General features: G+C 46.2%; 28 protein-coding genes. 2 read left to right on the top strand and 26 right to left on the bottom strand.

The genetic code is table 11. The features are described from left to right. Positions 1–177: 177 nt before the first annotated feature. Complete coding sequence (locus ICN25_RS02205) at positions 178–1,413, bottom strand: porin (RefSeq protein ID WP_216178794.1); 1,236 nt, start codon at positions 1,411–1,413, stop codon at positions 178–180. A 208-nt stretch (positions 1,414–1,621) separates the two neighbouring features. On the opposite strand from ICN25_RS02205, the gene ICN25_RS02200 reads away from it, so the two are divergent. Beyond that, positions 1,622–3,091: a tetratricopeptide repeat protein gene (locus ICN25_RS02200; RefSeq protein WP_216178793.1), complete on the top strand. Its 1,470-nt coding sequence runs from the start codon at positions 1,622–1,624 to the stop codon at positions 3,089–3,091. A gap of 23 nt (positions 3,092–3,114) precedes the next feature. Here ICN25_RS02200 and tatC read toward each other — a convergent pair whose 3' ends face one another. The 10 genes from tatC to hisB form a co-directional block, all read right to left on the bottom strand. After that, positions 3,115–3,906 carry a twin-arginine translocase subunit TatC gene (gene tatC, locus ICN25_RS02195; RefSeq protein ID WP_216178792.1) on the bottom strand — a complete coding sequence of 264 codons (792 nt, stop codon included), beginning with the start codon at positions 3,904–3,906 and terminating at the stop codon, positions 3,115–3,117. Positions 3,907–3,934: 28 nt separating this feature from the next. Next, on the bottom strand, positions 3,935–4,411 hold the full coding sequence (gene tatB, locus ICN25_RS02190) for a Sec-independent protein translocase protein TatB (RefSeq protein ID WP_216178791.1): 477 nt from the start codon (positions 4,409–4,411) through the stop codon (positions 3,935–3,937). 28 nt (positions 4,412–4,439) lie between these two features. After that, complete coding sequence (tatA, locus tag ICN25_RS02185) at positions 4,440–4,673, bottom strand: Sec-independent protein translocase subunit TatA (protein WP_216178790.1); 234 nt, start codon at positions 4,671–4,673, stop codon at positions 4,440–4,442. A gap of 15 nt (positions 4,674–4,688) precedes the next feature. Beyond that, a complete protein-coding gene (locus ICN25_RS02180; protein WP_216178789.1) occupies positions 4,689–5,045 on the bottom strand; it encodes an HIT domain-containing protein in 357 nt (118 codons plus the stop codon). A gap of 36 nt (positions 5,046–5,081) precedes the next feature. Continuing rightward, on the bottom strand, positions 5,082–5,483 hold the full coding sequence (locus ICN25_RS02175; protein ID WP_216178788.1) for a phosphoribosyl-ATP diphosphatase: 402 nt from the start codon (positions 5,481–5,483) through the stop codon (positions 5,082–5,084). A gap of 44 nt (positions 5,484–5,527) precedes the next feature. Beyond that, positions 5,528–5,932, bottom strand: coding sequence for a phosphoribosyl-AMP cyclohydrolase (hisI, locus tag ICN25_RS02170; RefSeq protein WP_216179516.1), 405 nt, complete (start codon positions 5,930–5,932; stop codon positions 5,528–5,530). 38 nt (positions 5,933–5,970) lie between these two features. Next, the gene (gene hisF / locus ICN25_RS02165; RefSeq protein WP_216178787.1) at positions 5,971–6,729 is read right to left on the bottom strand and encodes an imidazole glycerol phosphate synthase subunit HisF; all 759 of its coding nucleotides are present in this window, start codon (positions 6,727–6,729) and stop codon (positions 5,971–5,973) included. 11 nt (positions 6,730–6,740) lie between these two features. Further along, a complete protein-coding gene (gene hisA / locus ICN25_RS02160) occupies positions 6,741–7,502 on the bottom strand; it encodes a 1-(5-phosphoribosyl)-5-[(5-phosphoribosylamino)methylideneamino]imidazole-4-carboxamide isomerase (RefSeq protein WP_216178786.1) in 762 nt (253 codons plus the stop codon). A gap of 20 nt (positions 7,503–7,522) precedes the next feature. Next, complete coding sequence (gene hisH / locus ICN25_RS02155) at positions 7,523–8,185, bottom strand: imidazole glycerol phosphate synthase subunit HisH (RefSeq protein ID WP_216178785.1); 663 nt, start codon at positions 8,183–8,185, stop codon at positions 7,523–7,525. 62 nt (positions 8,186–8,247) lie between these two features. Next, entirely contained in the window at positions 8,248–8,835 is a 588-nt protein-coding gene (gene hisB, locus ICN25_RS02150; RefSeq protein WP_215326161.1) for an imidazoleglycerol-phosphate dehydratase HisB, read from the bottom strand. Between the two features lie 126 nt (positions 8,836–8,961). Here hisB and hisC point away from each other — a divergent pair, with 126 nt between their 5' ends. Next, positions 8,962–10,035 (top strand): histidinol-phosphate transaminase, encoded by a 1,074-nt coding sequence (gene hisC, locus ICN25_RS02145; RefSeq protein WP_216178784.1) that lies wholly within the window; start codon positions 8,962–8,964, stop codon positions 10,033–10,035. Here the strand turns inward: hisC and hisD are convergent. The 15 genes from hisD to ICN25_RS02070 form a co-directional block, all read right to left on the bottom strand. Beyond that, positions 10,032–11,354, bottom strand: a complete 1,323-nt coding sequence (gene hisD, locus ICN25_RS02140) for a histidinol dehydrogenase (protein WP_216178783.1) — start codon at positions 11,352–11,354, stop codon at positions 10,032–10,034. The two genes, hisC and hisD, sit on opposite strands and share 4 nt — an antisense overlap. 11 nt (positions 11,355–11,365) lie before the next feature. Further along, the gene (hisG, locus tag ICN25_RS02135; protein ID WP_088526716.1) at positions 11,366–11,992 is read right to left on the bottom strand and encodes an ATP phosphoribosyltransferase; all 627 of its coding nucleotides are present in this window, start codon (positions 11,990–11,992) and stop codon (positions 11,366–11,368) included. Between the two features lie 20 nt (positions 11,993–12,012). Further along, positions 12,013–13,287: a UDP-N-acetylglucosamine 1-carboxyvinyltransferase gene (gene murA, locus ICN25_RS02130; RefSeq protein WP_216178782.1), complete on the bottom strand. Its 1,275-nt coding sequence runs from the start codon at positions 13,285–13,287 to the stop codon at positions 12,013–12,015. A 33-nt stretch (positions 13,288–13,320) separates the two neighbouring features. Beyond that, positions 13,321–13,569 (bottom strand): BolA family protein, encoded by a 249-nt coding sequence (locus tag ICN25_RS02125; RefSeq protein WP_216178781.1) that lies wholly within the window; start codon positions 13,567–13,569, stop codon positions 13,321–13,323. A 68-nt stretch (positions 13,570–13,637) separates the two neighbouring features. Further along, entirely contained in the window at positions 13,638–14,426 is a 789-nt protein-coding gene (locus ICN25_RS02120) for an ABC transporter permease (RefSeq protein WP_216178780.1), read from the bottom strand. Further along, positions 14,423–15,175: an ABC transporter ATP-binding protein gene (locus ICN25_RS02115; RefSeq protein ID WP_216178779.1), complete on the bottom strand. Its 753-nt coding sequence runs from the start codon at positions 15,173–15,175 to the stop codon at positions 14,423–14,425. The genes ICN25_RS02120 and ICN25_RS02115 overlap by 4 nt, the downstream gene beginning before the upstream one ends. A gap of 1 nt (position 15,176) precedes the next feature. Continuing rightward, a complete protein-coding gene (locus ICN25_RS02110; protein ID WP_216178778.1) occupies positions 15,177–15,437 on the bottom strand; it encodes a lipid asymmetry maintenance protein MlaB in 261 nt (86 codons plus the stop codon). A gap of 33 nt (positions 15,438–15,470) precedes the next feature. After that, a complete protein-coding gene (locus ICN25_RS02105) occupies positions 15,471–16,118 on the bottom strand; it encodes a phospholipid-binding protein MlaC (RefSeq protein WP_216178777.1) in 648 nt (215 codons plus the stop codon). Positions 16,119–16,191: 73 nt separating this feature from the next. Continuing rightward, positions 16,192–16,938 (bottom strand): VacJ family lipoprotein, encoded by a 747-nt coding sequence (locus tag ICN25_RS02100; RefSeq protein ID WP_216178776.1) that lies wholly within the window; start codon positions 16,936–16,938, stop codon positions 16,192–16,194. Then, a complete protein-coding gene (gene mlaD / locus ICN25_RS02095) occupies positions 16,938–17,420 on the bottom strand; it encodes an outer membrane lipid asymmetry maintenance protein MlaD (RefSeq protein ID WP_216178775.1) in 483 nt (160 codons plus the stop codon). Before mlaD ends, ICN25_RS02100 begins: the two co-directional genes overlap by 1 nt. Before the next feature lie 21 nt (positions 17,421–17,441). Beyond that, positions 17,442–18,239, bottom strand: a complete 798-nt coding sequence (gene mlaE, locus ICN25_RS02090; RefSeq protein WP_216178774.1) for a lipid asymmetry maintenance ABC transporter permease subunit MlaE — start codon at positions 18,237–18,239, stop codon at positions 17,442–17,444. After that, the gene (locus ICN25_RS02085) at positions 18,236–19,102 is read right to left on the bottom strand and encodes an ABC transporter ATP-binding protein (RefSeq protein ID WP_216862850.1); all 867 of its coding nucleotides are present in this window, start codon (positions 19,100–19,102) and stop codon (positions 18,236–18,238) included. Before ICN25_RS02085 ends, mlaE begins: the two co-directional genes overlap by 4 nt. Before the next feature lie 10 nt (positions 19,103–19,112). Beyond that, a complete protein-coding gene (locus ICN25_RS02080) occupies positions 19,113–20,576 on the bottom strand; it encodes a glutamate synthase subunit beta (protein ID WP_216178773.1) in 1,464 nt (487 codons plus the stop codon). Between the two features lie 38 nt (positions 20,577–20,614). After that, positions 20,615–25,360, bottom strand: coding sequence for a glutamate synthase-related protein (locus tag ICN25_RS02075; RefSeq protein WP_216178772.1), 4,746 nt, complete (start codon positions 25,358–25,360; stop codon positions 20,615–20,617). Positions 25,361–25,554: 194 nt separating this feature from the next. Then, on the bottom strand, positions 25,555–26,259 hold the full coding sequence (locus tag ICN25_RS02070; RefSeq protein ID WP_216178771.1) for a transposase: 705 nt from the start codon (positions 26,257–26,259) through the stop codon (positions 25,555–25,557). Positions 26,260–26,266: the final 7 nt, after the last annotated feature.

Here is a 26,266-nt window from a genome sequence, read left to right as displayed (position 1 = left end):
AGCAAGAAAAAACGCATATTGAAAGTGTAATTACATATTTCGTCTATCTCACTTCGTTAATACGCGTCTATAAATCTAGCGCCCTACAAAAGAAAAAACCCACCGTGTTACCACGGTGGGTTAATTTACTTCTGTGTACTACTTACTAACTATCTACTAGCTTACGCTAGCATCAAATTAGAAAGAGTGACGCATACCAATCGCATAGTTATTTACGTTTGAGCTGTCAGCAGCTACAGCAGTTGTAGATGCGTTTGATGTACCTGCAGCACCAAAAATTGCATACAAGTTAGTACGCTTGCTCAACAAATAGTTACCACCGATTTGGTAACCAGTGATGTTAGCTGTTGGCTCGCCAGCACCAAATGCTGTGTAACGACCATTACCAACGCTTGCCCATGCCTCAATAGTTGGAGTAATAAAGCTACGTACACCAATCTCTTGTGCTTGACGCTTCAACTGAACAGCTGAAGTTTGTTGTGATGTTACTGAGCGGCTTGTCCAACCAGCGTATGCCTTCAAAATACCGAAGTCATAAGTAGCGGCGATGTATGCCTGGTTATCTCTAACGTTGCTTGCTGCGCCAACTGACAGACCGTTTGCACCGAAAGCAGCTGGAGTACCAGATGTGTAACCAGCACCAGCATTAACTTGAGCTTGGGTAGCGTTGTAAGGGTTAGCAGCGTTAAATGACTGGTATGCAGCTTGAACGTTCAACTTTTGCCATACATAGTCAGCACCTAAGCCCCAACCATTTTGGTTGTTTTCACCACCGGTGTAACCTTGAGAAACGCCAGTAAGGTTAGTTTGTGTTGTATTAGCATTGTTCAAAACTACCATTGCTTTACCAACGAAGCCAGCGAAACGCTCTGACTCAAGTTGCAAAGTTCTTTGTGTACGGTTTGTAAAGGCGATGTTTGTACCGTTACCACTGTTAGTTTGAGCTGAAGGAGAAGCTGAGTTACCTACAACAGTAGTTGGATTCAACACAGAACCAGTGATGTTATTCAACTGACCTGTAGTTGTAGCTGCAGCAGCTTGCCAGATCAAAGAGTTTTGTGTACCAAGACGTACTTGACCTACGCCATTCTTTTTCAAACCACCAAATGCTTGACGGAAAGTTGGCGCCCAAGCGTCTGTACTTGCATTCAAGCTTGTTTCAATAGTGAAAATAGCAGAATTACCGCCGCCCAAATCTTCAACACCTTTAAAGCCAAGGCGGTTAGAAGATTCAGCACCGGAAGTTTGGAGCGCGCTCCATGTACCCTTGTTTACAGCTGTGCTTGAAGCAGCACGTTCGTTACCACCAACATAACCAGCATCCAAGATACCGTAAACAGTTACGCTTGACTGAGCTTGAGCTGCACCAGCAAATGCTGTTACTGCAGCGATTGCGAATAGCGATTTTTTCATTCTTTAAATCTCCATAAATTGAAAGTAATGCCCAAATAAAACTGGGACCAATGAATTTTGCTTCTTTTGCCCTGCCAGACTCGGGGTCAGGGCATTTAGGAGTTATTTTTGCTTGTCAAAAGGCAGTTTTTTGGCTTTCTTTGTTGTATCACGGCAACAAGGGCATACTTTTTGAGCGTTTTAAGGCCCGAGATGTCAAAATTGTCATATGGCAAGTCGTGAATTCTTAAAAATCCTTCGTTCCGCCCGTTTGGGTGATGTTTCTGCGCAACAACAATTGGCCTCCGCATATTTAAATGGCTCGTTTAATACCCCAATTCAGCCCTCTAACGCCTTGATTTGGCTAGAAAAATCTTATTTTTCTATTACAAATCAGTTGCTTAGCATCAATACCTCAAGTGAGGCTGAAATATCAGCTGATTTCATGGGGGCACCTGAACTTTTTGAAGTTCTCGAGCAAATCTCCACAATTCCCTTGGCAGAAACCTTCAACTCACCCGCATTTAAGTTTGGCTGGGAATCCTTTTGGCGCATTGCCGAAGCAAAGACAGAAACAAGTCATGCCGCTAGATGGCAGCTAATTGATCTCTTATTAAATCCAGCTAAAGCTGAACTCCACACCGCCCTGGCTGAATGGATTACTAAACAAGATATCAGTGCAGATTTTTCTTCACTAGAGTCGAAGGTTAAAAGTTACTTAATAGAGCTTGCTGAATCTGAATCCTCATTTAGCGCTCCAGCCAAAGAACTTTTAATTAAATTACAACCAAAGAATGAAGCACTTTCCTCGCTCTGGGATTCTTGGCTCACCAACAATAATGAAGATGCACTGCTGCAGGCGGCGGAGTTAGGTCTCACAGTTGCCAAACTCACCCTTGGTTTACGGCTTGCCCAGTTTGATGGAGTGAGCAGTGGAACCAATAAGTCGAATGCCTCGCTCAAGAAAGCAGCCTACTGGATAGAGCTTGCCGCCAAAGATGGTGATCGAGATGCCTGGTTTGCGCTGGGTGAAATTTATCGTCGACCCCAGTTCTCTGGCTATAACGCTGCAGAGAGTGATCGCTGCTTTGATAGGGCCGCTGATTTAGGGCATGCCCAAGCGCAGCTTCGCAAGGGCGCAAACTTGTGGCGAAAACGGGAAAAGATCGAAGAGAAAGTGCGTGGCCTGCAAGCCTCCTATTGGGTTTGGCAAGCACACCAACAAGGGATTGCTGAAGCAAAAGAGTTATTGGGCAAAATTTTAGAAAGTACGCCTGATCCCAAAAAAAATGATTGGTATGAATTGGCCCTCTATGCGGAAAAGGCTCTTGATCACCACGCCGAATACAAACTCGATGAAGAGTGGCTCTTAATGTGCCATCGCCTGATCATTGCCAATCAATTTAATCTCAGTAAAGCAGAATTGCTTCTTTGTGAAGTAGGGCAACTGCAACATGAGCACTGTGTTGTAGTGGATATTCGTTGGGAGCTACCAAAGATTCTGCCAAGACTGATTCAGATCGACACGATTCAACAGAGACGCACATTATTGGCTGCCGGCAAAGCATTTGCAGGTGCAGAATCTGAGATAGAGGGGAATCTAAGGCAAAGACGTTATCGATTTGATCGTGTTACAGCTTGGCTTGCCAGCAACTTTGCCAAGAATGCAGCAACTTTGCCAAGAATGCAGCAACTTTAGGCGCTGCATAGTCTATATAGGAGTTAAGTCTTGTCAGTTCCGTTTGTATCTGACGCTTCATCCTCAGCAGCAGGTTGGGGCACATAAAAGCGCGCTATCAACAATCCCAACTCATAGAGCAAGCTCATTGGTACAGCTAACAAAAGTTGAGATAAGACATCGGGTGGCGTAACGATAGCTGAAATAACAAAAGCACCAACGATCACATAAGGGCGAATCTCTCTGAGCTTGGCTAGAGGAACCATTCCCATGCGAACCAACACTACTACAACTACTGGCACCTCAAAGGTAATACCAAAGGCCAAGAAGGTGGTCATCGCAAAACTAAGATAGTTATCAATATCCGTAGACATCTCCGCGCCTAATGGTGCGTTATAACTAGCCATAAATTGAAATACTGTCGGGAAAACTAAGAAGTAGGCAAAAGCCATACCAAAAATAAAGAGGCTATAGCTACTGACAACCAAAGGCACTATCAACTTACGCTCATGTTGATAAAGGCCCGGGGCAATGAATGCCCATAACTGATACATCACCACCGGCAGAGCAATTAAGAAAGCAACCAGCATAGTAACTTTCATGGGTACAAAAAATGAACCCGTCACATCAGTGACGATCATCTTGCCACCTGCGGGCAAAGCCTGAAGAAGCGGTTGCGCAAACAAATGAAAAATATCTGGCGCCCAATATACGAGGCAAACAAAGACAACAATAATGGCTAAAGCAGCTTTGATAATACGGTCGCGCAACTCAAATAAGTGAGACAAGAAAGATTCTTGCAAACCTGAATCTTCAGTTGAATTATTTTGAGTCATTGTTAGGGTTTTTTACTTTTCTTTGGGCTTACTTACCAGCGCTATGATGAAAACGCTTCATACGTGCAGCGCCAGACTGAACTCTTGTGCGCATACCAGTGGAATGTTTAAACCATACAGGTCTTGCTGCGCGTCTGACACCCCAACTCTTACGACCCTGACGCATAGACTTACGAAATACTTCTTTTTCATCGAGAGGAGCTCTCGTGAAATTATTCTCAAAGATGTCGGCTTGATCGCTGAGGTTTGCATTCGCTTCGTTGACAGTAGATTGAATACTACTTTCTACTTCCTTGAAAACTGAAGCGCTCTCTTCGCGCAGCTTCTTGAACTCTTCTACTTCCATCTGACGACTAACTTCAGACTTCACATCCGCCATGTAGCGCTGGGCACGTCCGAATAAATTACCCGCCATACGAGCAACCTTAGGAAGGCGCTCGGGACCAACTACCACCAATGCAACTACTGCAATGAGTGCAAGCTTTGAAACTCCGAGATCAATCATTGCAGCCGCGCATTATTTCCATCAATAATTATTTATTGATGTCTTTTGCTTGAACATCCACAGTTTTTTCTGTTGATGCAGCAGTACTCTGAATTTGATCAGCAGTTTTATCTTGTGACTCTTCAGGCGTCTTCATTCCATCTTTGAAGCCCTTAACAGCGCCACCTAAATCCGTACCGATATTGCGCAATTTTTTGGTACCAAATACCAACATCACGATTACCAAAACAATTAACCAATGCCAAATGCTAAATGAACCCATTTTTATCTCCTTGGACTATTTTTTCCAGGGGCGCGGACCGCCCATCACATGCAAGTGCAAGTGATAAACCTCTTGCCCACCATCTGCACCATTGTTCACCACCAATCTAAAGCCACCATCTTTTCCAGGACGGCAACCCTGCTCTTTGGCGAGACGCGGTGCTAATTCCATCATTCTACCTAGCAATGGCGCATCTGCCACTTCTACAGACTCCAGCATGGGGATATGTTTTTTAGGAATCATCAAAAAATGGATGGGCGCGGCTGGATTGATATCTTTAAAAGCGTAAATCTCCTCATCCTCGTACACCTTCTGGGAGGGGATTTCGCCTTTAGAAATCTTACAAAACAAGCAATTAGGATCGTGGCTCACGCTTTCGCCTCTAGTTTTGATTGGGGTTTTCTGAATTTACTCTTTGCCAGCAGCTTTTCTAGCCGCCCTCTCTTCGATACCAGAGGTACCTAAGCGGCGATTGAGCTCAGCCACCACATCTTCTGGTCGCAAACCAAACTGTGACAAGGCAATCAGGCAATGAAACCAAAGGTCGGCCATCTCGCCCACTAGGAGCTTTTGCTGCTCAGGGGCCAGATTGGAATTACGCGCATCCTTAGCTGCCATCACCGCCTCAGTGGCCTCTTCGCCAATCTTCTTGAGGATCCCATCATCGCCCTTAGAGAAAAGCAAGGCGGTATATGAGGTCTTTGGATCAACGTCACCAGCCTTAAACGCATCACGTCGCTGATCCACTACATCAGCCAAATGAGCCAGGGCGGAGTCTAAATTAGAAGGGTTTTGTACTGGACTAGTCATAAAGTGATTTTATGTCTTTTATTGCCGGGAAGACTAAGAGGGTCTTATTTATGAGTCTTAGACTCATCTACCCAGGTAGATTTACCGGAATCCCAGCATAAAAAGAAGCAACTGTGTTCGCCAGTGTGACAAGCAATACCGTCTTTTTGCTCAACCATGAGCAAAATCGTATCGCCGTCACAGTCAAGGCGGATTTCTTTTACTTTTTGAGTGTGGCCGGACTCTTCACCTTTATGCCATAGCTTTTGTCTTGAACGAGTCCAATACACCGCTTCGCCCAAACGCAAGGTCGCCAATAGCGCATCACGATTCATCCAGGCCATCATCAGAATATCTTTACTTCCTACTTCTTGAGCGATCACCGGAACTAGACCTTGCTCATTCCAAGTAACGGCATCAAGCCATGCGCCAGCTTCTAAAGACTCAATTGGAGTGAAGGTATTTTTCATGGTCATTCGTATGATTCTCTTATTAGTTCTATCTACACTCAAATACGAACCGGAATGCCTTGGCTTGCCATATATTCTTTTGCTTGGCCAACAGTGTATTCACCATAATGAAAAATACTAGCTGCGAGAACTGCATCAGCATGGCCCTTGGTAATACCATCTACCAAGTGCTGCAAATTACCAACACCACCAGAAGCAATCACCGGCACACTCACAGCATCACTCACAGCGGCAGTTAACTCAAGATCAAAGCCATCCTTACTGCCATCACGATTCATGCTCGTGAGAAGAATTTCTCCAGCGCCACGCTTAGCCACTTCAGAAGCCCATGCCACTACATCCATGCCAGTCGCAGTCCGTCCGCCATGCGTAAATACTTCCCAATTGCCAGCTTCAGTTTTTTTTGCATCAATGGCAACCACGATGCACTGTGAGCCGTAATACGCTGCCGCATCAGAAACTAAATCTGGATTTGCTACAGCAGAGGAATTCATGCTGACCTTATCGGCACCGGCATTGAGTAAGCGACGCACATCTGCTACTGCACGCACACCGCCACCAACTGTCAAAGGAATAAATACTTGGGAGGCAACATCTTCAATGATGTGCAATATGAGATCGCGCCCATCAGAGGTCGCAGTGATATCCAAGAAAGTAAGTTCATCAGCGCCTTGGGTATCATAGCGTTTAGCAATCTCTACTGGATCGCCTGCATCACGCAGTCCAATAAAATTAACACCTTTGACAACGCGCCCTGCCGTGACATCAAGGCAGGGAATGATTCTCTTAGTTAGCACTGATAGTTACTCTAGATAATTTTCTTGGCGTACTTCAGAGTTAACTCATCGGCATATTTTTGTGCCGTAGTTAAATCTAAATCACCGGCATAAATTGAGCGCCCCGCAATCACACCCATGACACCCTCAGCCTCAGCTTCACACAAGGCCTCAATATCTTGATTGTTAGATAGGCCGCCACTGGCAATCACTGGTATCCGAATAGCTTGTGCCAATTTAACTGTGGCATCCATATTGATACCCTTCATCATGCCATCACGACCAATGTCGGTATAGATGATTGCTTCAACGCCGTAGTCTTCAAATTTCTTGGCAAGGTCGATCACTTCATGACCAGTAATCTTGCTCCAACCATCGGTTGCTACCTTGCCATCACGCGCATCTAAGCCCACCATGATGTGGCCAGGGAAAGCAGTGCAAGCGTCTTGTACAAAGCCAGGGCTCTTTACGGCGGCTGTACCAATAATCACAGTACTAATACCATCATCCAATAAACGTTCAATCGTTTCGAGATCGCGAATACCGCCACCTAACTGAACTGGAATCTCATCGCCCACTGCTTTCAAAATAGATTTGATTGCAGATTCATTTTTAAGTTTTCCGGCAAACGCCCCATTCAAATCCACGAGATGTAAACGACGCGCACCCTTATTAATCCAATGTGCCGCCATCGCGCCAGGATCTTCAGAAAAAACAGTGGCTTTATCCATATCACCTTGTTCGAGTCGAACACAGTGGCCATCTTTTAAGTCAATCGCGGGAATCAGCAGCATAGCGGTAGGTTAGAAAAGTATTAAGGTTGCCAAGAAACAAAATTTTTGTAGAGCTTTAATCCGTATTCTGCACTTTTTTCTGGATGAAATTGCGTTGCAAAAATATTATCCCTTGCAACAGCAGAAGTAAACCAGTCACCATACTCAGTTGAGCCTGCAATATCTTCTTTGCGCTGCGGCACAACATAGTAGCTATGTACAAAATAAAAACTAGCCAAATCTGGAATGCCATCCCATATTGGGTGCTGACGATCTTGACGAACTTGATTCCAACCCATATGCGGCACTTTGTACGCAGAACCATCTGGCTGTAGTTTTCCAGCCAATTCAAAACGCCGAACCTCACCAGGAATCAATCCCAAACAAGGCGTCCAAGCGGTATTGGAATTTGCCCGCACTTCAGCACTTTGATCAAACAGCATTTGCTCACCCACACAAACACCTAGTAACGGTTTATTTTTAGCGGCATCGAGCAGGGCCTCTAATAAGCCAGACTCCTCGAGATGCTTCATGCAATCAGGCATCGCCCCTTGCCCTGGCAGCACTACGCGCGCTGCGGAGATGATTTCTTCAGGAGTGTGCGCAATCACTACATTGGCATCAGGAGCCACATGATGAAAGGCTTGATATACAGAACGGAGATTGCCCATTCCGTAATCCACGATCGCAATGGTTTGCGCCAATTGTTAGCCTATGTTCTGTAGTTTGTTGACAGTCTTCTACTCAACACTAGAAATTTTCTAGATTAGAGGCTGCCTTTAGTAGAAGGAACAACACCGGAAGCGCGTGGATCGAGCTCCAAAGCCATGCGCAATGCACGACCGAAAGCCTTGAACACGGTCTCAATCTGGTGGTGAGCATTAATGCCACGTAAGTTATCGATGTGCAAAGTCACTCCGGCGTGATTTACAAAACCACGGAAGAACTCGATGCTCAGATCCACGTCAAAGTCACCCACGCGTGCACGGGTAAATGGAACGTTGAACTCTAAGCCTGGGCGGCCAGAAAAATCGATCACTACACGGGAAAGGGTCTCATCCAAAGGAACATAGGAGTGGCCATAGCGAGTAATGCCCGCTTTATCACCAACTGCCTTTGCAAAGGCCTGACCCAGAGTGATGCCCACATCCTCAACGGTATGGTGATCATCAATATGGGTATCTCCTGTTGCAACCACCTTAAGGTCGATCATGCCGTGACGGGCGATTTGATCCAACATATGGTCTAGGAAGGGCACGCCAGAGGCTAGCTCGGCTTTACCTGTGCCATCTAAATTGATGGCAATTTGAATTTTGGTTTCCGAAGTGTTTCGGGTAACGTCGGCTTGCCGCATGCTTCAGTGCGCCGCGAGGCGAAGTGTTGATTGAAGCCTCATAATATCATTCCTAATACCGATATAAATGCCGATTTTGATTGCTGGTGTTTATTAACTTTTGCTGATTTTTGACTAGAGTCCCTCATGAGCCGTTTTTGGAGCCCCGTTGTTCAGACCCTCACCCCCTATGTTCCCGGGGAGCAGCCGCAAATGCAGCGACTGGTTAAGCTCAATACGAATGAGAGCCCCTATGGCCCATCCCCTAAGGCCCTAGCCGCCATAAATCAGCAAAATACGGATGATTTAAGGCTTTATCCAGATCCTGAAGGGTCAGCCCTTAAGAAAGCAATTGCGGATTTACACGGCCTAGACCCTAAACAGGTGTTTTTGGGAAATGGCTCCGACGAAGTCCTGGCTCACGTATTTTTAGGCCTACTCAAGCAAGCTAAGGCCGTCCAGTTTCCAGACATCACCTATAGCTTCTATCCAGTCTATTGCAGGCTATTTGGCATCGACTATCAAACAGTAGCCCTGGGCCCTCATTTTGAGATTCAGGCGGAGGATTTCAAAACCCCAAATGGCGGGATCATTTTCCCCAATCCCAATGCCCCAACTGGTCGCGCTATTCCACGCTCAGATATCGAGGCCCTACTCAACAGAAATACAGATTCAGTAGTAGTTATCGATGAAGCCTATGTGGATTATGGAACCGAGTCTTGCATTCCACTTCTACGCGGAAGTGCTTGCCCAGAGAATCTACTGGTTGTTCATACGCTATCCAAGTCACGCGCCCTAGCAGGATTACGGGTTGGATTTGCAGTAGGGCATCCAACTCTCATTGAAGGTCTGGAGCGAGTCAAAAATAGCTTTAACTCCTACCCGCTGGGTCGCCTGGCTCAAGCTGGGGCTATTGCTGCAATACAAGATCAAGCCCACCTGGAATCCACAAGTAAAAAAGTAATTCAAACTCGTGAACGCCTAGTTTCTGAGTTGGCCTCACTGGGCTTTGATACTTTGCCATCAACCGCAAACTTTATTTTTACACGTCACCCAAAGCATGCCGGCGTAAAGTTGTATCAAGCTTTACGCGATCGTGGAATTATTGTGCGCCACTTCAAGTCACCGCGCATTGAAGAATTTTTGCGCATCACTATCGGCACCGATGATCAAACTAATGAATTGATTGCAGCTCTTAAAGAAATTCTGGCTAGCGTCTAATTTTTAAGACGCATCTCAGCTGCACGAGCGTGAGCAGTCAGGCCTTCGCCATGGGCGAGAGTACTGGCCACAGCGCCCAGCGTTTGAGCACCCGCTTCACTAACTTCAATCATGCTCGAGCGCTTGATAAAGTCATACACACCTAGTGGAGATGAGAAGCGTGCAGTGCGTGCTGTTGGTAAAACATGGTTTGGACCTGCACAATAATCGCCAAGAGATTCGCTGGTGTAGTTACCCATAAAGATAGCGCCAGCATGACGAATTAACTCAGCCCACTTGCGTGGCTCAGTTGCACAAATTTCTAAATGCTCAGCAGCGATTGCATTGGCAATCTCACAAGCCTCACTCATATCTTTTACTTGTATCAACAAAGCACGATTGGTGAGTGATGCTTCAATCACTTTCTTTCTTGGCATCTCAGGCAATAACTTGTTAATGCTTGCTTGCACTTGCTCAATAAATTTCTCATCCGGGCAAAGCAAAATAGATTGCGCTAACTCATCGTGCTCCGCTTGAGAAAATAAATCCATCGCAATCCAATCAGGATTGCTAGAACCATCACAAAGAACCAAAATTTCTGATGGGCCAGCAATCATGTCAATACCGACAGTACCGAAAACTCTACGCTTAGCGGCTGCTACATAGGCATTACCAGGACCAACAATCTTATCTACTGGCGGAATAGTCTTGGTGCCATAAGCTAAAGCGCCAACAGCTTGCGCACCACCAATCGTGAAGACGCGATCAACGCCGGATAAGTAAGCGGCAGCCAAGACCAAAGGATTACGAGCGCCATCGGGGGTGGGCACCACCATGATGACTTCTTTGACGCCAGCCACTTTTGCAGGAATCGCATTCATCAGTACAGAAGATGGATATGCTGCCTTACCGCCCGGAACATAAATACCCACGCGGTCTAAAGCTGTGACTTTTTGACCTAAGCGCGTGCCATCAGCCTCTTCATATTCCCAAGAGTGGCAACCCGCCTCGATCTTTTGCTTCTCGTGATATGCGCGAACTCTTTGTGCGGCAATATCCAAAGCATTTTTTTGTTCAGCCGACAAACCTTCGTAGGCTTTTTTTAACTCTTCATGAGTAATCTCTAACTCAGTAACACTAGCCACATTTAAACGATCAAACTGCTTTGTGAAATCTAGTACCGCAGCATCGCCATGCGCTTTAACTTGCGCCAAAATTTTAACTACCGCAGCATCAATCGCCTCATCATCAGCCATTGGCAAAGAAAGGCTAGAGAGCAGAGTTTCTTTAAACCCAGCATCTTTACTATTAAGGCGTTTGACTTTGACTTGCGCTGACATGTGAATGTTCTTTACTTCAACAATTCAAAGAATGGCTGGAGCTGTGTGCGCTTACGCTTATAAGAAGCCTGATTAACAACCAGGCGAGCGCTGATGTCGGCGATAGGCTCAACTTCAACCAAGCCATTCGCACGCAAGGTGTTACCTGTGGAAACTAAATCCACAATTGCATCCGCTAAGCCAACTAATGGAGCCAGCTCCATGGAACCATACAAATGAATCGTATCGATGTGCACGCCCTTATTAGCAAAGTGTTCACGTGCGCAATTGACATACTTGGTGGCAACTTTTAAACGAGAGCCCTGTTTTACAGCGGCTGCGTAATCAAAACCTTCTTTGACAGCCACTGACATACGGCATTTAGCGATGTTCAGATCAAACGGAACATATAGGCCATCAGTGCCGTTTTCCATCAAAACATCCAGGCCAGCAACTCCAAAATCAGCCCCGCCAAACTGAACATAGGTAGGCACATCCGATGCGCGCACAATAATCAGGCGCACATCAGGATTGGAGGTCTCAATAATGAGTTTGCGTGACTTTTCTGGATCCTCAAGCGGACGAATACCGATCTTAGATAAGATCTCAGCGGTTTCTTCGAAGATGCGCCCCTTCGAGAGGGCTAAAGTTAACTTCATGGACTAATTATCCATCAGGCTTACTTGATTCGCTGAATGTTGGCGCCTAAGAGGGTCAACTTTTGCTCCATGCGGTCATATCCACGATCTAGGTGATAAATCCGGTCTACCTGGGTTTCGCCCTGGGCAGCCAAACCAGCAATCACCAAACTGGCAGAAGCACGCAAATCGGTCGCCATCACAACGGCTCCTGAAAGCTTTTCTACGCCCTGGGCAATCGCGGTATTGCCTTCAATTGCAATATCAGCCCCAAGACGATTCATCTCCTGAACGTGCATAAAGCGGTTTTCAAAGATGGTTTCAGTAATGGTGGCATTGCCCTGGGCAATCGCATTGACTGCCATGAGTTGCGCCTGCATGTCTGTTGGGAAGGCTGGATATTCAGAAGTCCGGAAACTAACCGCCTTAGGACGACCATTCATGGAAGCTTTAATCCAATCGGGACCCACTTCCATTTCTAAGCCAGCTTCTTTGAGTTTGACGATCACAGCATCTAATGTATCTGGGCGACAGTGCTTCACCAGCACCTCACCACCAGCAGCAGCAACTGCGCACAAGAATGTACCCGCCTCAATACGGTCAGCAATGACGGCATGTTCTGCACTGTGGAGTTTTTCAACACCCTCAATCACTAAGCGATCTGTACCGATGCCTGTAATCTTTGCACCCATTTTGACGAGCAACTCAGCCAAGTCCCCTACTTCAGGCTCGCGCGCTGCATTCTCCAAAATCGTTGTGCCTGATGCCAATGTGGCGGCCATCAATAAATTCTCTGTACCGGTTACGGTGATCATGTCAGTCAAGATAGAAGCGCCTTGCAGACGACCCGACGCAGATTTAGTTTCTGCCTGAATGTAGCCACTCTTAATCTTGATCGTTGCACCCATGGCCTTTAGACCCTTGATGTGCTGATCTACGGGGCGTGCACCAATAGCGCAACCGCCTGGCAGAGAAACCTTGGCACTATGCATTCTGGCGAGCAAGGGGCCCAAAACCAGAATAGAGGCACGCATGGTTTTCACCATCTCGTACGTTGCTTCAGAGCTCTTAATATTAGCCGCATTGAGCACCACGTGATTGCGATCATTTACATCTGGAAATGCAACAGTCACGCCAATCTCTTGAAGGAGCTTGAGCATGGTCCGCACATCTTGCAAGTCAGGGACATTACGCAAAGTAATCGGTTGATCCGTTAGCAAGCAGGCACACAAAATTGGTAGCGCCGCATTCTTTGCGCCAGCAATCGCTACTTCGCCCTTAAGCGGAGTGCCGCCAACCATTCGTAATTTATCCATGAATCTATTCCAGTAAAAATCTAGTGTCGTATTTTATGTTGAGGAATTTTGAGCAAACTCTTCAGGAGTAAACGCTTTGATTGATAAAGCATGAACTTCAGCCTTCATGCGGTCTCCCATTGCGCCATACACCAATTGATGACGCTGAATCAAACGCTTGCCTTCAAACTCTGAGCTCACAATCGTCGCAAAGAAGTGCTGCCCATCACCTTCAACTTTCACATGAGTACATGCGAGGCCTTGCTGAATATAGCCTTCAATTTGTTCTGGGGTTGGCAACATCACAATCTCCTGATTTCTAATTTCTTAACGATTCTCTAATACAAAGTTTGAGGCAATTTCAATGGCACTTAGTTCCTGAGCTTGTAGCCTTTTTGCAGTAAACGCAAAGCGATAGCAGAGACCACAACAAAGAAGCAGGCAACAATTGCCAAACTGTCCCAAGGGGAAATATCTGACACTCCAAAGAAGCCATAACGGAAACCATCAATCATGTAGAAGAATGGATTGAAGTGAGATACCACCTGCCATGCTGCAGGCAAAGAATGAATGGAATAAAACACGCCTGACAACATAGTGGCAGGCATGATGATGAAATTCTGGAAGGCAGCCAATTGATCGTATTTATCAGCCCAGATACCAGCAATTAAACCCATGCTTCCTAAAATTGCAGCACCCAAAAGAGCGAATGTCATGATCCATAAAGGATATTCAAAGGATGGCATAGCGAACCAAGCGGTAATCAGCAAAACGCCTGAGCCAACAACGATTCCACGAAACACTGCGGCCAAGACATAGGCAGCATAAAACTCTAAATGACTAAAAGGGGCTAGCAGGACAAAAACGAGATTCCCAGTCACCTTCGATTGAATAAGTGATGAAGAAGTGTTTGCGAAGGCGTTTTGCAGCACACTCATCATGACTAAGCCAGGAATCAAGAAAGCTGTGTAGTTGAGGCGACCATAAACTTCTTTGCCCTCAAGGACATGACCGAAAATCATTAAATATAAAACAGCGGTGAGTACTGGTGCCGCAACCGTCTGAAAAGCTACTTTATAAAAGCGCTTAATTTCTTTTCGCAATAGGGTTGGAAAGCCGCTGCCATAAGAGATCGGTTGCTTATTCAAAATAGGTTTCATCGAGCACCCCCCGACATGATGTTGACAAACACATCCTCGAGATCGGTCTTGCCTTCGCCATCTTTTTTCACTGAACCATATTGACTCAGTAAATTTGCCGTTGTATCCAAGGCAACAATCTTTCCTTGCTTGAGCATGGCGATGCGCTGACACAGCGCCTCAGCCTCTTCAAGGTAATGGGTTGTTAGAACAATGGTGTGCCCATCTTGATTTAAGCGACTAATAAATTGCCAGAGAGATTGACGCAACTCCACATCAACGCCAGCTGTAGGCTCATCCAAAATAATGACTGGTGGTCTATGAACCAAGGCTTGTGCCACTAATACCCGGCGTTTCATACCGCCAGAAAGGGAACGCATATTGCTATCAGCCTTACCAGTGAGATCCAAGTTGGACATGATCTCGTCGATCCACGCATCGTTATGACGAATGCCAAAATAACCCGACTGAAATTGCAGTGTCTCTCTTACAGTAAAGAAGGGATCAAATACCAACTCCTGTGGAACTACTCCGAGCATCCGGCGAGCTTCACGAAACTGACTCTGCACATCAGCACCCATGATTGCAGCATGGCCACTATCCGCAGTAACCAAGCCAGCAAGAATGGAAATCAGCGTTGTCTTACCTGCGCCATTAGGGCCAAGTAGGCCAAAGAATTCACCTTGCTCAATTGATAAAGAGACATCATCTAGCGCTTGTAAGGCGCCATAATTTTTTGATATGTTTTTAATCGATATTGCGGCGTGCATGCTATGACAAACCTAGCAACTCGGCAACACCATATACGCCAGCCAACACAGTTAATTTTTCAGGTGCATTTTGCACAGAAATCTGCTGACCATCAGCTTGTAATTTTTTTTGCCATGCCAATAAAACAGTGAGTACCGTGGAATCAAAGTCTTTGAGATTGCCGCAGTCAACCGTTCTTAGCGCAGCTAAATTCAGTAAGCCATCTTTTTCTAACTGCAACACATTGTCTTGTGTCACTGAAGCGGGCAATAAAAATGGCATTTGCTATTTATCTTTACTAAATCTGTACGATCTTTAGTTTGCTGGCTTTGCAGCAGCAAGCTGTTTGTTGCGATCTTGCAAGAACTTCACTAAGCCCTCAACACCATTCTGGCTGATTTGGTTTGCAAATTGATTGCGATAGGCCTCGACCAACCAAACACCCATGATGTTCATGTCATAGACTTTCCAGCCATTGGCGGTTTTTTCTAGGCGATAGTCAAGCGGAATGGGATCACCGCGACCAATCACTACAGTCTTTACAACAACCTCTTTATCGTCTGGGGCTGCACGCAAAGGCTTGAATTGAATAGTTTGATCGCGCAGTTGGCTTAAAGCACCTGAGTAAGTACGAATTAATAAATTCTTAAACTCGCCAACCAATTGAGCCTGTTGTTCTGGGGTCGCTTTTTTCCAATTAGGACCCATCGCCATTTCAGTGGTGCGGCGCATGTCGGTATAGGGAACGATTTTCTTATCCACCAGATCTACAATGCGTGGAATATTCCCTTTTTGAATTTCAGGATCAGACTTCACAGAAGCCATCACATCAGAAACTACAGTCTTAATCAAACCATCCGGCGTGGACTGATCAACTGCTTGAGCAAAAACACCGCCCGCAAACAAAATCAGGCTTGATAGCAATGCTGTGCAGTATTTTTGAATAGTTTTATGGCTTTTCATGTGTCCTCGATTACGACTGGTCATTGGAGCTCATTTTAGCTCTTTAAGGAAACTAAGCCAGGCTTGAGCGCCTTTATTCGTAGGGATTCTGATAAGGGGGCATTAATACCTCCTCGTCTTCACGCCCTTCATTAATCTGATACTCACGTCGCTGAATATAGGCATCTCTCATAAAGCTATATTTATCGATTGCCGCCCCATCCAATAGGTCGCCAGCTTCGTAATAAGTATTGCGGGCATTAACGACTCGCAAGCCAGTAATACTATTTCGCAGACCAATATCTTTGACATAGCCAAATAGGTAGTCAGACTCCAAATCAGCCACCGTACCAAAGGTATCGCGCACACTACTTGGTCCAAAAAATGGCAAAACGACATATGGGCCAGAAGGAATACCCCACACACCAAAGGTTTGACCCCAATCTTCCTTATGTTTTGGAAGTCCGCCAGGCGTAGCCATATCAATCAAACCACCCAAACCAAAGGTGGTATTGACTACCACCCGCATCAGATCACTAAAGGCATCACCTGGCTTACCTTGCAATAGGTTTTGCAGTGCTGTGTAGATATCGCTGTAGTTGCTAAAGAAGTTGTAAATACCATCACGCACAAATTCTGGCAAGACAAAGCGGTAGCCGGCAACAACTGGCTTTAGCAGGTAGGCATCTAAACCTTCATTGAATTCAAAAACGGAGCGGTTAAACGGCTCCCAAGGATCATGTGGGGAAGGCTCCACTCCAGCAGGAATAGAAGCGCAACCTACCATGCTAGCCACCAAGCCAAGCAGCACAAGACGTTTGAGTTTGATTAGCCACTGCATTACTTTTCAGCACCCTTATCTTTACCGCTATCGGCCGCCTTGTTATATAAGAACTGACTAATGAGGTTTTCTAAAACCACGGCAGACTGAGTCTGGGTAATCTTATCTCCAGCAGACAACATATCATCAGAACCACCAGCCTCAAGTCCAATGTATTGCTCACCCAACAAACCAGAGGTCAAAATCTTTGCAGAAGAATCTTTAGGGAACTTATAGGTATCTTCGATGGTCATAGTGACGGTTGCCTGATAAGTCTTGTCATCAAAAGAAATATTAGCAATACGGCCAACAACTACCCCAGCGCTTTTGACTGGTGCACGCGGCTTTAATCCACCGATATTGTCAAAGCGCGCAGAAATTTTGTAAGTAGGCGCAAAGGAAACGGCATTCATATTGCCGACCTTCAATGCTAGAAACAAAGCAGCTAGTAAGCCAATAGCTACAAAGATTCCGACCCAAACATCAATTGCACTTTTTCTCATAAGAGTTCCAGTTTATTCTTTCTAATTCGAGAACATCATTGCGGTAAGCAAGAAGTCCAGCGCTAAAACCGATAAGGAGGAAATCACCACTGTTCTAGTGGTGGCTTGCGATACGCCCTCAGGCGTAGGTTTTGCCTCATAGCCTTGATACAGCGCTATGAAGGTCACCGCTACACCAAACACCAAACTTTTAATCAGGCCATTGCCAATATCAGAGAAGAGATCTACCCCGCCCTGCATCTGGGACCAGAAGGCGCCTGAATCAACCCCAATTAAGGGAACCCCAACAAAGTAGCCGCCCATCACACCAACCGCCGTAAAGATCGTAGCCAAAATCGGCATCGCAATAATGCCCGCCCACAAGCGCGGCGCAATCACCCGACTCAATGGATCTACCGCCATCATTTCCATAGCACTGAGCTGCTCACCGGCTTTCATCAAGCCAATCTCTGCAGTAAGGGATGTGCCGGCACGACCCGCAAATAGAAGTGCAGTAATTACTGGCCCTAATTCACGAGTGAGTGATAGCGCAACCAATAAACCTAGGGCCTGTTCAGAACCATAACGATTGAGAGTGTAATAACCCTGCAATCCCAAAACAAATCCAACAAATAAACCAGATACCGCAATGATTACAAATGAGTGATTACCGACAAAAAGGATCTGATCAGAAACTAAGCGGGGTCTTTTTAATAAAAATCCGGAACGCCAAATCACTGCAGCGAACATGCGTGCAGCTAGACCAAGACTAGTTAAGTTGCGACGAACAAAAAAACCGAGGTCGCCGAAAAGATCTACGGCTTTATTCAGGATGCTCATTTCAAGCTCACCCCAAAATCTTCTGCAAGGCTTTGACCTGGATAGTGAAAAGGTACAGGGCCATCCGGTGAAGCATCCAGGAATTGGCGCACAAAAGGATCGCTCGAACGACTCAACTCTTCTGGAGTGCCCTCAGCACCAATGCGACCATTAGCAATGAAATAAACGTAATCGGCAATTTCAAATGTTTCTTCAACATCATGTGTGACCAATAGGCTCGTTGCACCTAGAGCTTGATTCAGATCCCGAATCAAGCGTGCAGTAATTCCTAAAGAAATAGGATCCAAGCCTGCGAAGGGCTCGTCGTACATGATCAAGGGTGGATCAAGCGCAATCGCTCTTGCTAGAGCAACACGGCGTGCCATACCACCAGAAATCTGTGCAGGCATTAAATCGCGTGCGCCACGTAAGCCAACTGCATTGAGCTTCATAAGGACCAAAGAGCGTAATAGCTCTTCGCTTAAATCGGTGTGCTCACGCAGAGGAAAGGCAACGTTTTCAAAAACACTGAGGTCAGTAAAGAGTGCGCCGAACTGAAAGAGCATTCCCATGCGACGACGGGCCGCCATTAATTCACTGCCGTTCATTTTTCCAATGTCATGGCCTTCGAATAAAACTTGACCAGACTGCGCGGCGAACTGGCCACCAATGAGTCTCAGAATAGTCGTCTTGCCACAACCGGAGCCGCCCATCACTGCAACAACTTGGCCGCGACGGAACTCCATATTGAGTCCCGATAAAATCTGCCGCTCACCAGGGGCGTAGGAAAAGTTGACGTCCTTAATTTGAACTACAACTTCGCCATGGCCACCGCTAGAGGTTTTTTGCTTCACTTCCACCGAGTTGGAGTGGCTACTGTTCATATCCTCGATATTATCGCGGTAGAACAGAAGACCCCATTAAATACTCGTCTACTGCCTGAGCGGCTTGACGACCTTCACGAATCGCCCAAACTACCAAAGATTGTCCGCGACGCATATCGCCAGCAGCAAATACCTTTGGAACGTTGGTTTGATAGGCATTTTGGCCGTCAACTGTGGCTTTTGCATTGCCGCGAGCGTCTTTTTCCACACCAAAGGCATTCAGAACTTGTGCTGCAGGTGATACAAAGCCCATGGCCAAGAACACTAAATCTGCCTTGATCTCAAATTCAGAATTTGGCATTTCTGACATCTTGCCGTCTTTCCACTCCAAGCGCACACAGATTAATTTCTCTAATTTACCGTCTTTACCTTCAAAACGCTTTGTAGCAACAGACCAATCACGTTCACAACCTTCTTCGTGAGAGGAAGATGTACGCAACTTGGTTGGCCAGTAAGGCCATACCAAAGGCTTGTTTTCAGTTTCTGGTGGCTGTGGCAACAATTCAAACTGAGTAATCTTGGCGGCACCATGACGATTGGATGTTCCCACGCAATCAGATCCAGTATCACCACCACCAATTACTACTACATGCTTACCAGCTGCAGAAATTTCATTTTTGAAATCGCCTGCGTTTTCTTTGTTCTGCGGAATCAAGAATTCCAAAGCGTAATGAACGCCCTTCAACTCGCGACCAGGGACTGGCAAGTCACGTGGCTGCTCAGATCCACCGCTAATCACAACAGCGTCAAAATCTTTCATCAACTGATCAGGTGAAACGGTTTTTTTGGAATAGTTTTTAACTTCAGCACCAATCGCCTCTTTACCCACGAATACGCCAGTCTCAAACTTCACGCCTTCAGCCTGCATCTGTTCAACACGACGATCGATCAACCATTTTTCCATCTTGAAATCAGGAATGCCGTAGCGTAACAATCCGCCAACACGATCATTCTTTTCAAATACGGTAACGTCGTGACCCACGCGCGCTAATTGCTGAGCAGTTGCCATACCAGCAGGACCACCGCCAACAACAGCTACTTTCTTACCGGTCTTGGTTTTGGATGGCTGCGGCTTAACCCAACCATTTTCCCAACCCTTATCAATAATGGCGTGCTCGATTGACTTAATACCAACCGCGTCACTATTGATTCCTAAAGTACATGCAGCTTCGCAAGGTGCTGGGCAGATGCGGCCAGTGAATTCAGGGAAGTTATTAGTTGATTGCAAAACATCTAATGCATTCTTCCAATCACTGTGAAATACCAAGTCATTGAAATCAGGAATGATGTTATTCACAGGGCAACCGTTATTGCAAAACGGAATGCCGCAATCCATACAGCGTGCGCCCTGTACTTTAGCTTCTTCATCCGTTAATGCCGCAACGAACTCTTTGTAGTGATGGAGGCGTTTAACGGGAGCTTCGTAGGTTTCATCTACGCGCTCAAACTCCATAAATCCAGTGACCTTACCCATATCGAATCCTTAGTATCTTTTCTTAATATCTATATTGATTAAGCTGCAACAGTTTTGTTTTGCGCTTTTTCCCACAACTCACCTAGAGCACGCTTGTACTCAGTAGGCAGCACTTTCACAAAACGACCGCGGGCATTTTCCCAATCGGCCAGGAGTGCTTTTGCACGCTCTGAACCGGTGTGGCGGAAATGACGCTCGATCAAGCCCTTCAGAATTTGCTCATCGGTCATACGCTCGCCACCGTCCTTCACATCAACAGGGGCATGCCACTGTGACTGAGGCATCTTGGCAATCTGTTCAGCAGATGGCAATACTTTTTCCAAAGTCGCCATGCTGGTATTGCAACGCTTCTCAAAGAGGCCATCTTCGTCGTAAACATAAGCAATTCCGCCGCTCATACCTGCCGCAAAGTTACGGCCAGTTGCACCCAACACAACCACAGTACCGCCAGTCATGTATTCACAACCGTGATCACCGGTACCTTCAACTACTGTTGTGGCGCCAGAGTTACGAACTGCAAAACGCTCACCAGCAACGCCGTTGAAGAATGCTTCGCCGCCGATTGCACCGTAGAGAACAGTGTTACCAACAATGATGTTCTTGGCTGTATCTCCACGGAACTCATGAGGCGCACGCACAATCACACGCCCACCAGATAAGCCCTTACCAACGTAGTCATTACCGTCACCAACCAAGTCCAAGGTGATGCCGCGCGCCAAGAAGGCTGCGAAACTTTGACCAGCAGTGCCGTTCAATTGAATGTGGATGGTGTCATCAGGCAAGCCGGCATGGCCATAACGTTGAGCAATTTCTCCGGAGAGCATTGCGCCAACAGTACGGTTCACGTTCTTCACTGGAACGATGAAAGAAACTTTTTCGCCACGTTGTAGCGCAGGCTCACTCTTCTCGATCAGAACATTGTCGAGCGCACTGCCCAAACCATGCTCTTGTGTCAAAACCTGGTAGCGAGGCACATCTTGACCAACATTCGGCTCAGCAAAAATCTTACTGAAATCCAAGCCATGCACTTTCCAATTCTCAATACCTTTGCGGGTATCCAAGAAGTCAACGCGTCCGATCAAATCATCAAACTTACGAATACCAAGTTGAGCCATGATCTCGCGCACTTCTTCCGCAATAAAGAAGAAGAAGTTCACAACGTGCTCTGGTTTACCAGAAAACTTTTTACGCAATTCTGGATCTTGTGTTGCAACGCCAACTGGGCAGGTATTCAAATGACACTTACGCATCATGATGCAACCCTCAACAACCAATGGTGCTGTTGCAAAACCAAACTCGTCCGCGCCCAATAAGGCGCCGATCACGACGTCACGACCAGTTTTCATTTGACCGTCGGCTTGCACGCGAATACGGCTACGCAAACCATTGAGTACTAATGTTTGTTGAGTTTCAGCCAAGCCCAATTCCCATGGGGAACCAGCATGCTTAATAGAAGATAGTGGTGATGCGCCGGTACCGCCGTCATGTCCAGCGATCACGACGTGATCCGCTTTCGCTTTGGCAACACCGGCAGCAATCGTGCCAACACCGACTTCAGAAACCAACTTCACAGATACATCAGCAGCTGGGTTCACGTTCTTCAGATCATGAATTAACTGGGCAATATCTTCAATGGAGTAAATATCGTGGTGCGGAGGAGGAGAAATTAAACCAACGCCTGGCACAGAGAAACGTAGCTTACCGATGTAATCGGACACTTTGCCGCCTGGCAACTGACCGCCTTCACCCGGCTTAGCACCTTGAGCCATCTTGATCTGAATCTGATCAGCAGAGCGGAGGTATTCAGTAGTTACACCAAAACGACCTGAAGCAACCTGCTTAATTCTGGAGCGCAATGAATCGCCATCAAGCAAAGGAATGTTTGCTTCAACAACATCATCACCCAAAATGCTGGCTAAGGTCTCACCCTTCTTAATAGGAATGCCTTTGAGCTCATTCACATAACGATTTGGATCTTCACCACCTTCACCAGTATTGGACTTGCCGCCAATACGGTTCATGGCAATTGCCAAAGTAGCATGCGCTTCAGTAGAGATCGAACCTAAAGACATCGCGCCCGTTGCAAAACGTTTGACGATTTCTTTTGCGGATTCGACTTCATCCAATGGAATCGCTTTTGCTGGATCAATCTTGAACTCAAACAAGCCGCGCAATGTCATCTGACGCTTAGTTTGGTCATTGATGATGTTGGCGTACTCTTTATAGGTTTGATAGCCCTTATCGATACCAATACGAGTGGAGTGCTGCAACTTCGCAATCGTATCTGGAGTCCACATATGGTTCTCACCACGAATACGGAAAGCATACTCACCACCAGCTTCAAGCATATTAGTGAGAACTGGATCATTACCAAAAGCAGACTGATGCATACGCAATGCTTCTTCAGCCACTTCGAATACACCAATACCGCCCACATTAGATGGAGTGCCTTTGAAGTAATGGTCAATAACGTCTTTATTTAAACCAATCGCTTCAAAAATCTGTGAGCCGGTGTAAGACATGTAAGTAGAGATACCCATTTTGGACATCACTTTTTGCAAGCCCTTACCAACCGCTTTGACAAAATTCTTTACAGCTTTTTCTGCTGACAAATCGCCAGATAGACCTTTAGCCATTTCAGCCAAAGTTTCCATTGCTAAGTACGGATGAACTGCTTCAGCGCCATATCCAGCCAGGAGTGCGAAGTGATGTGTCTCACGCGCGCTGCCAGTTTCAACAACGAGGCCAACGCTAGTACGCAAACCTTTTTCTACTAAGTGCTGATGAATCGCTGAAGTTGCCAACAACGCAGGGATTGCCACATGCTGCTCATCAACCTGACGATCGCTCACGATCAAGATGTTGTAACCAGAGCGGACTGCATCAGCCGCTTCGGCACACAAAGATGCCAAGCGAGCTTCGATACCTGCTTTGCCCCAAGAAGCTGGGTAGCAAATATCCAACTCATATGAGCGGAACTTGCCATTGGTGTAATGACCAATGTGACGAATCTTAGTCATGTCGTCAAAATCTAAAATCGGCTGACTTACTTCCAAGCGCATTGGTGGGTTGATATTGTTGGTATCCAACAAATTCGGCTTAGGTCCAATGAAAGACACTAAAGACATCACCATGTTTTCGCGGATAGAGTCAATCGGAGGATTGGTCACCTGCGCAAACAATTGTTTGAAGTAGTTATAGAGTGGCTTGTTCTTATTGGAGAGCACGGCTAATGGGCTATCGTTACCCATTGATCCAATTGCCTCTTCGCCATTCATGGCCATTGGCGCCATGAGGTACTTAATATCTTCTTGGGTGTAACCAAAAGCCTGCTGGCGATCCAATAATTTAGCTGCTGGACGAATCGTGGTTTTTTCATCCACTAAGTCATCTTTGCTTGCATCAACTTCATCGAGCTTCACGCGCACTGCATCGATCCAGCTCTTATATGGCTTCGCTTTAGAGACAGCATCTTTTAATTCAACGTCATCAATAATGCGGCCCTGCTCCATATCAATCATGAACATCTTGCCTGGTTGCAAGCGCCATTTTTGAACAATCTTGCTTTCTGGAATTGGCAATACGCCAGCTTCTGAACCCATGATGACCAAGTCATCATCAGTTACGTAGTAGCGCGCTGGACGCAAACCATTACGGTCAAGGGTGGCGCCAATCTGGCGGCCATCTGTAAATGCCATCGCAGCAGGGCCATCCCATGGCTCCATCATTGCTGCATGGTATTCGTAGAATGCACGGCGGTTTTCATCCATCAATGCATGTTGTTCCCACGCTTCTGGAATCATCATCATCATGGCTTGTGCCAATGGATAACCGGACATCACCAACAACTCTAAGCAGTTATCAAAACAAGCTGTGTCAGATTGACCTGGATAAATCAGTGGCCATAATTTTTTAAGATCATCGCCCAACACTGGAGAGCTGATAGCACCTTCGCGTGCATTCACCCAATTGACGTTACCTTTAACAGTGTTGATCTCACCATTGTGCGCAATCATGCGATATGGGTGAGCCAATTCCCATGCTGGGAAAGTATTTGTTGAGAAGCGTTGATGCACTAATGCCAATGCAGATACAGTACGTGGATCTTGCAAATCTTTGTAATACGCGCCCACTTGGTTGGCTAACAGCAAACCCTTGTAAACAATGGTGCGAGCGGACATTGATGCAACAAAATATTCTTTGCCATGCTTTAAATGTAAATCTTGAATTGCATGACTTGCAGTTTTACGAATCACATATAACTTACGCTCAAGCGCATCAGTCGTCATGATGTCGCGGCCACGTCCAATAAAAATTTGACGGATAAATGGCTCTGTCATTTGTACAGTTGGAGACATTGGCAATTTCACATCAATGGGTACATCTCTCCAACCCAATACAACCTGACCTTCTAGACGAACAGTGCGCTCTAACTCTTGCTCGCAAGCCAAACGAGAGGCATGCTCCTTAGGCAAGAAAATCATGCCGACGCCGTACTCACCGAATGGTGGCAATTCGATACCTTGCTTAGCCATTTCTTCGCGATACAAAGTATCGGGAACCTGAATCAAAATTCCAGCACCATCACCCATCAATGGGTCAGCACCAACTGCGCCCCGGTGGTCTAAGTTCTCAAGAATTTTCAATCCTTGAGCAACAATCTCATGTGACTTCTTGCCCTTGATGTGAGCGACGAATCCAACGCCACAAGCATCGTGCTCATTTTGTGGATCGTAGAGACCCTGTGCGATTGGACGAAGGTCTGTATTCATTTGTCTAGTCATGGTATTTCCGTGTGCCCTTGGGGCCTGATTACTTTTGGAGGATCAAATATAGGTGAATACCCATGCTGATGCAATAGAAATAAAATGAGTCTGTCCCATTTAAATTGGGTCAGCACCAAAATGAATTGACATAAAAGGGACAGAGTCGTCACTTCATGGCCAAACAGTTAACCACCCAATCCTTAGAGAATTATCTAAGTTGTTGAATTAATTGATATTAATTTCTTAGGACGGCCACGATATCGAATTAAGGTTTGATCGGGGTTATCTTTAAATAGCTTTTTAGCGTAAATGTCGCTTACCCAAGGTTTAGATCTCACTAATGCCTCAGTAATTTGACGATCCTCCCAATGTGGGGCGCCTTCCTTCACAAATGCCGCCCAAGTCATTTGTCTTTCAAAAGGGGTATTACCCAATTTCCAAAAGTGCTGGTGATCAACCAGCCAAGGCTCTGCATTGCCGCCAATGTGGGAAGCAAAACTGGTCCAGGTCGAATCTTGGGGGCTAGATTCAAAACCAGCCCTCACAGGATTTAACTCAATATAGCGTTGGCAGCGTAAAAAATAGTCTGGGTCTATTAGTGAGGAGCGATAGCGGCCCTCCCAAATAGTTCCTGAGCGATGGTGCTGTTGGTTGAAATACTGGGCATAACGCCTGCCTAGAGATTGCATCGTCTTAGCAAGCGAATCTGCGTTTTGGGGAGTCATCAAGAGATGAACATGATTGGGCATCAAAGCAAAAGCGTGGACTGCACTCCCAAATTGCTTTGCAGCTTCTCGCAACCAATCTAAATAAATACGGCGGTCCGCATCGTTAAAAAAAAGAACTTCTCGATTATTGCCGCGAACCATGACATGCATTGCTTGGCCGGGAATAATGGTGCGCGCTTGCCTTGCCATTGCTAAA

It is taken from the genome of Polynucleobacter sp. 80A-SIGWE (genome assembly GCF_018882295.1).
Taxonomy (GTDB): domain Bacteria; phylum Pseudomonadota; class Gammaproteobacteria; order Burkholderiales; family Burkholderiaceae; genus Polynucleobacter.
The sequence above is the reverse complement of the archived record's forward strand: the minus strand, read 5'-3'. Positions and strand labels throughout refer to the sequence as shown.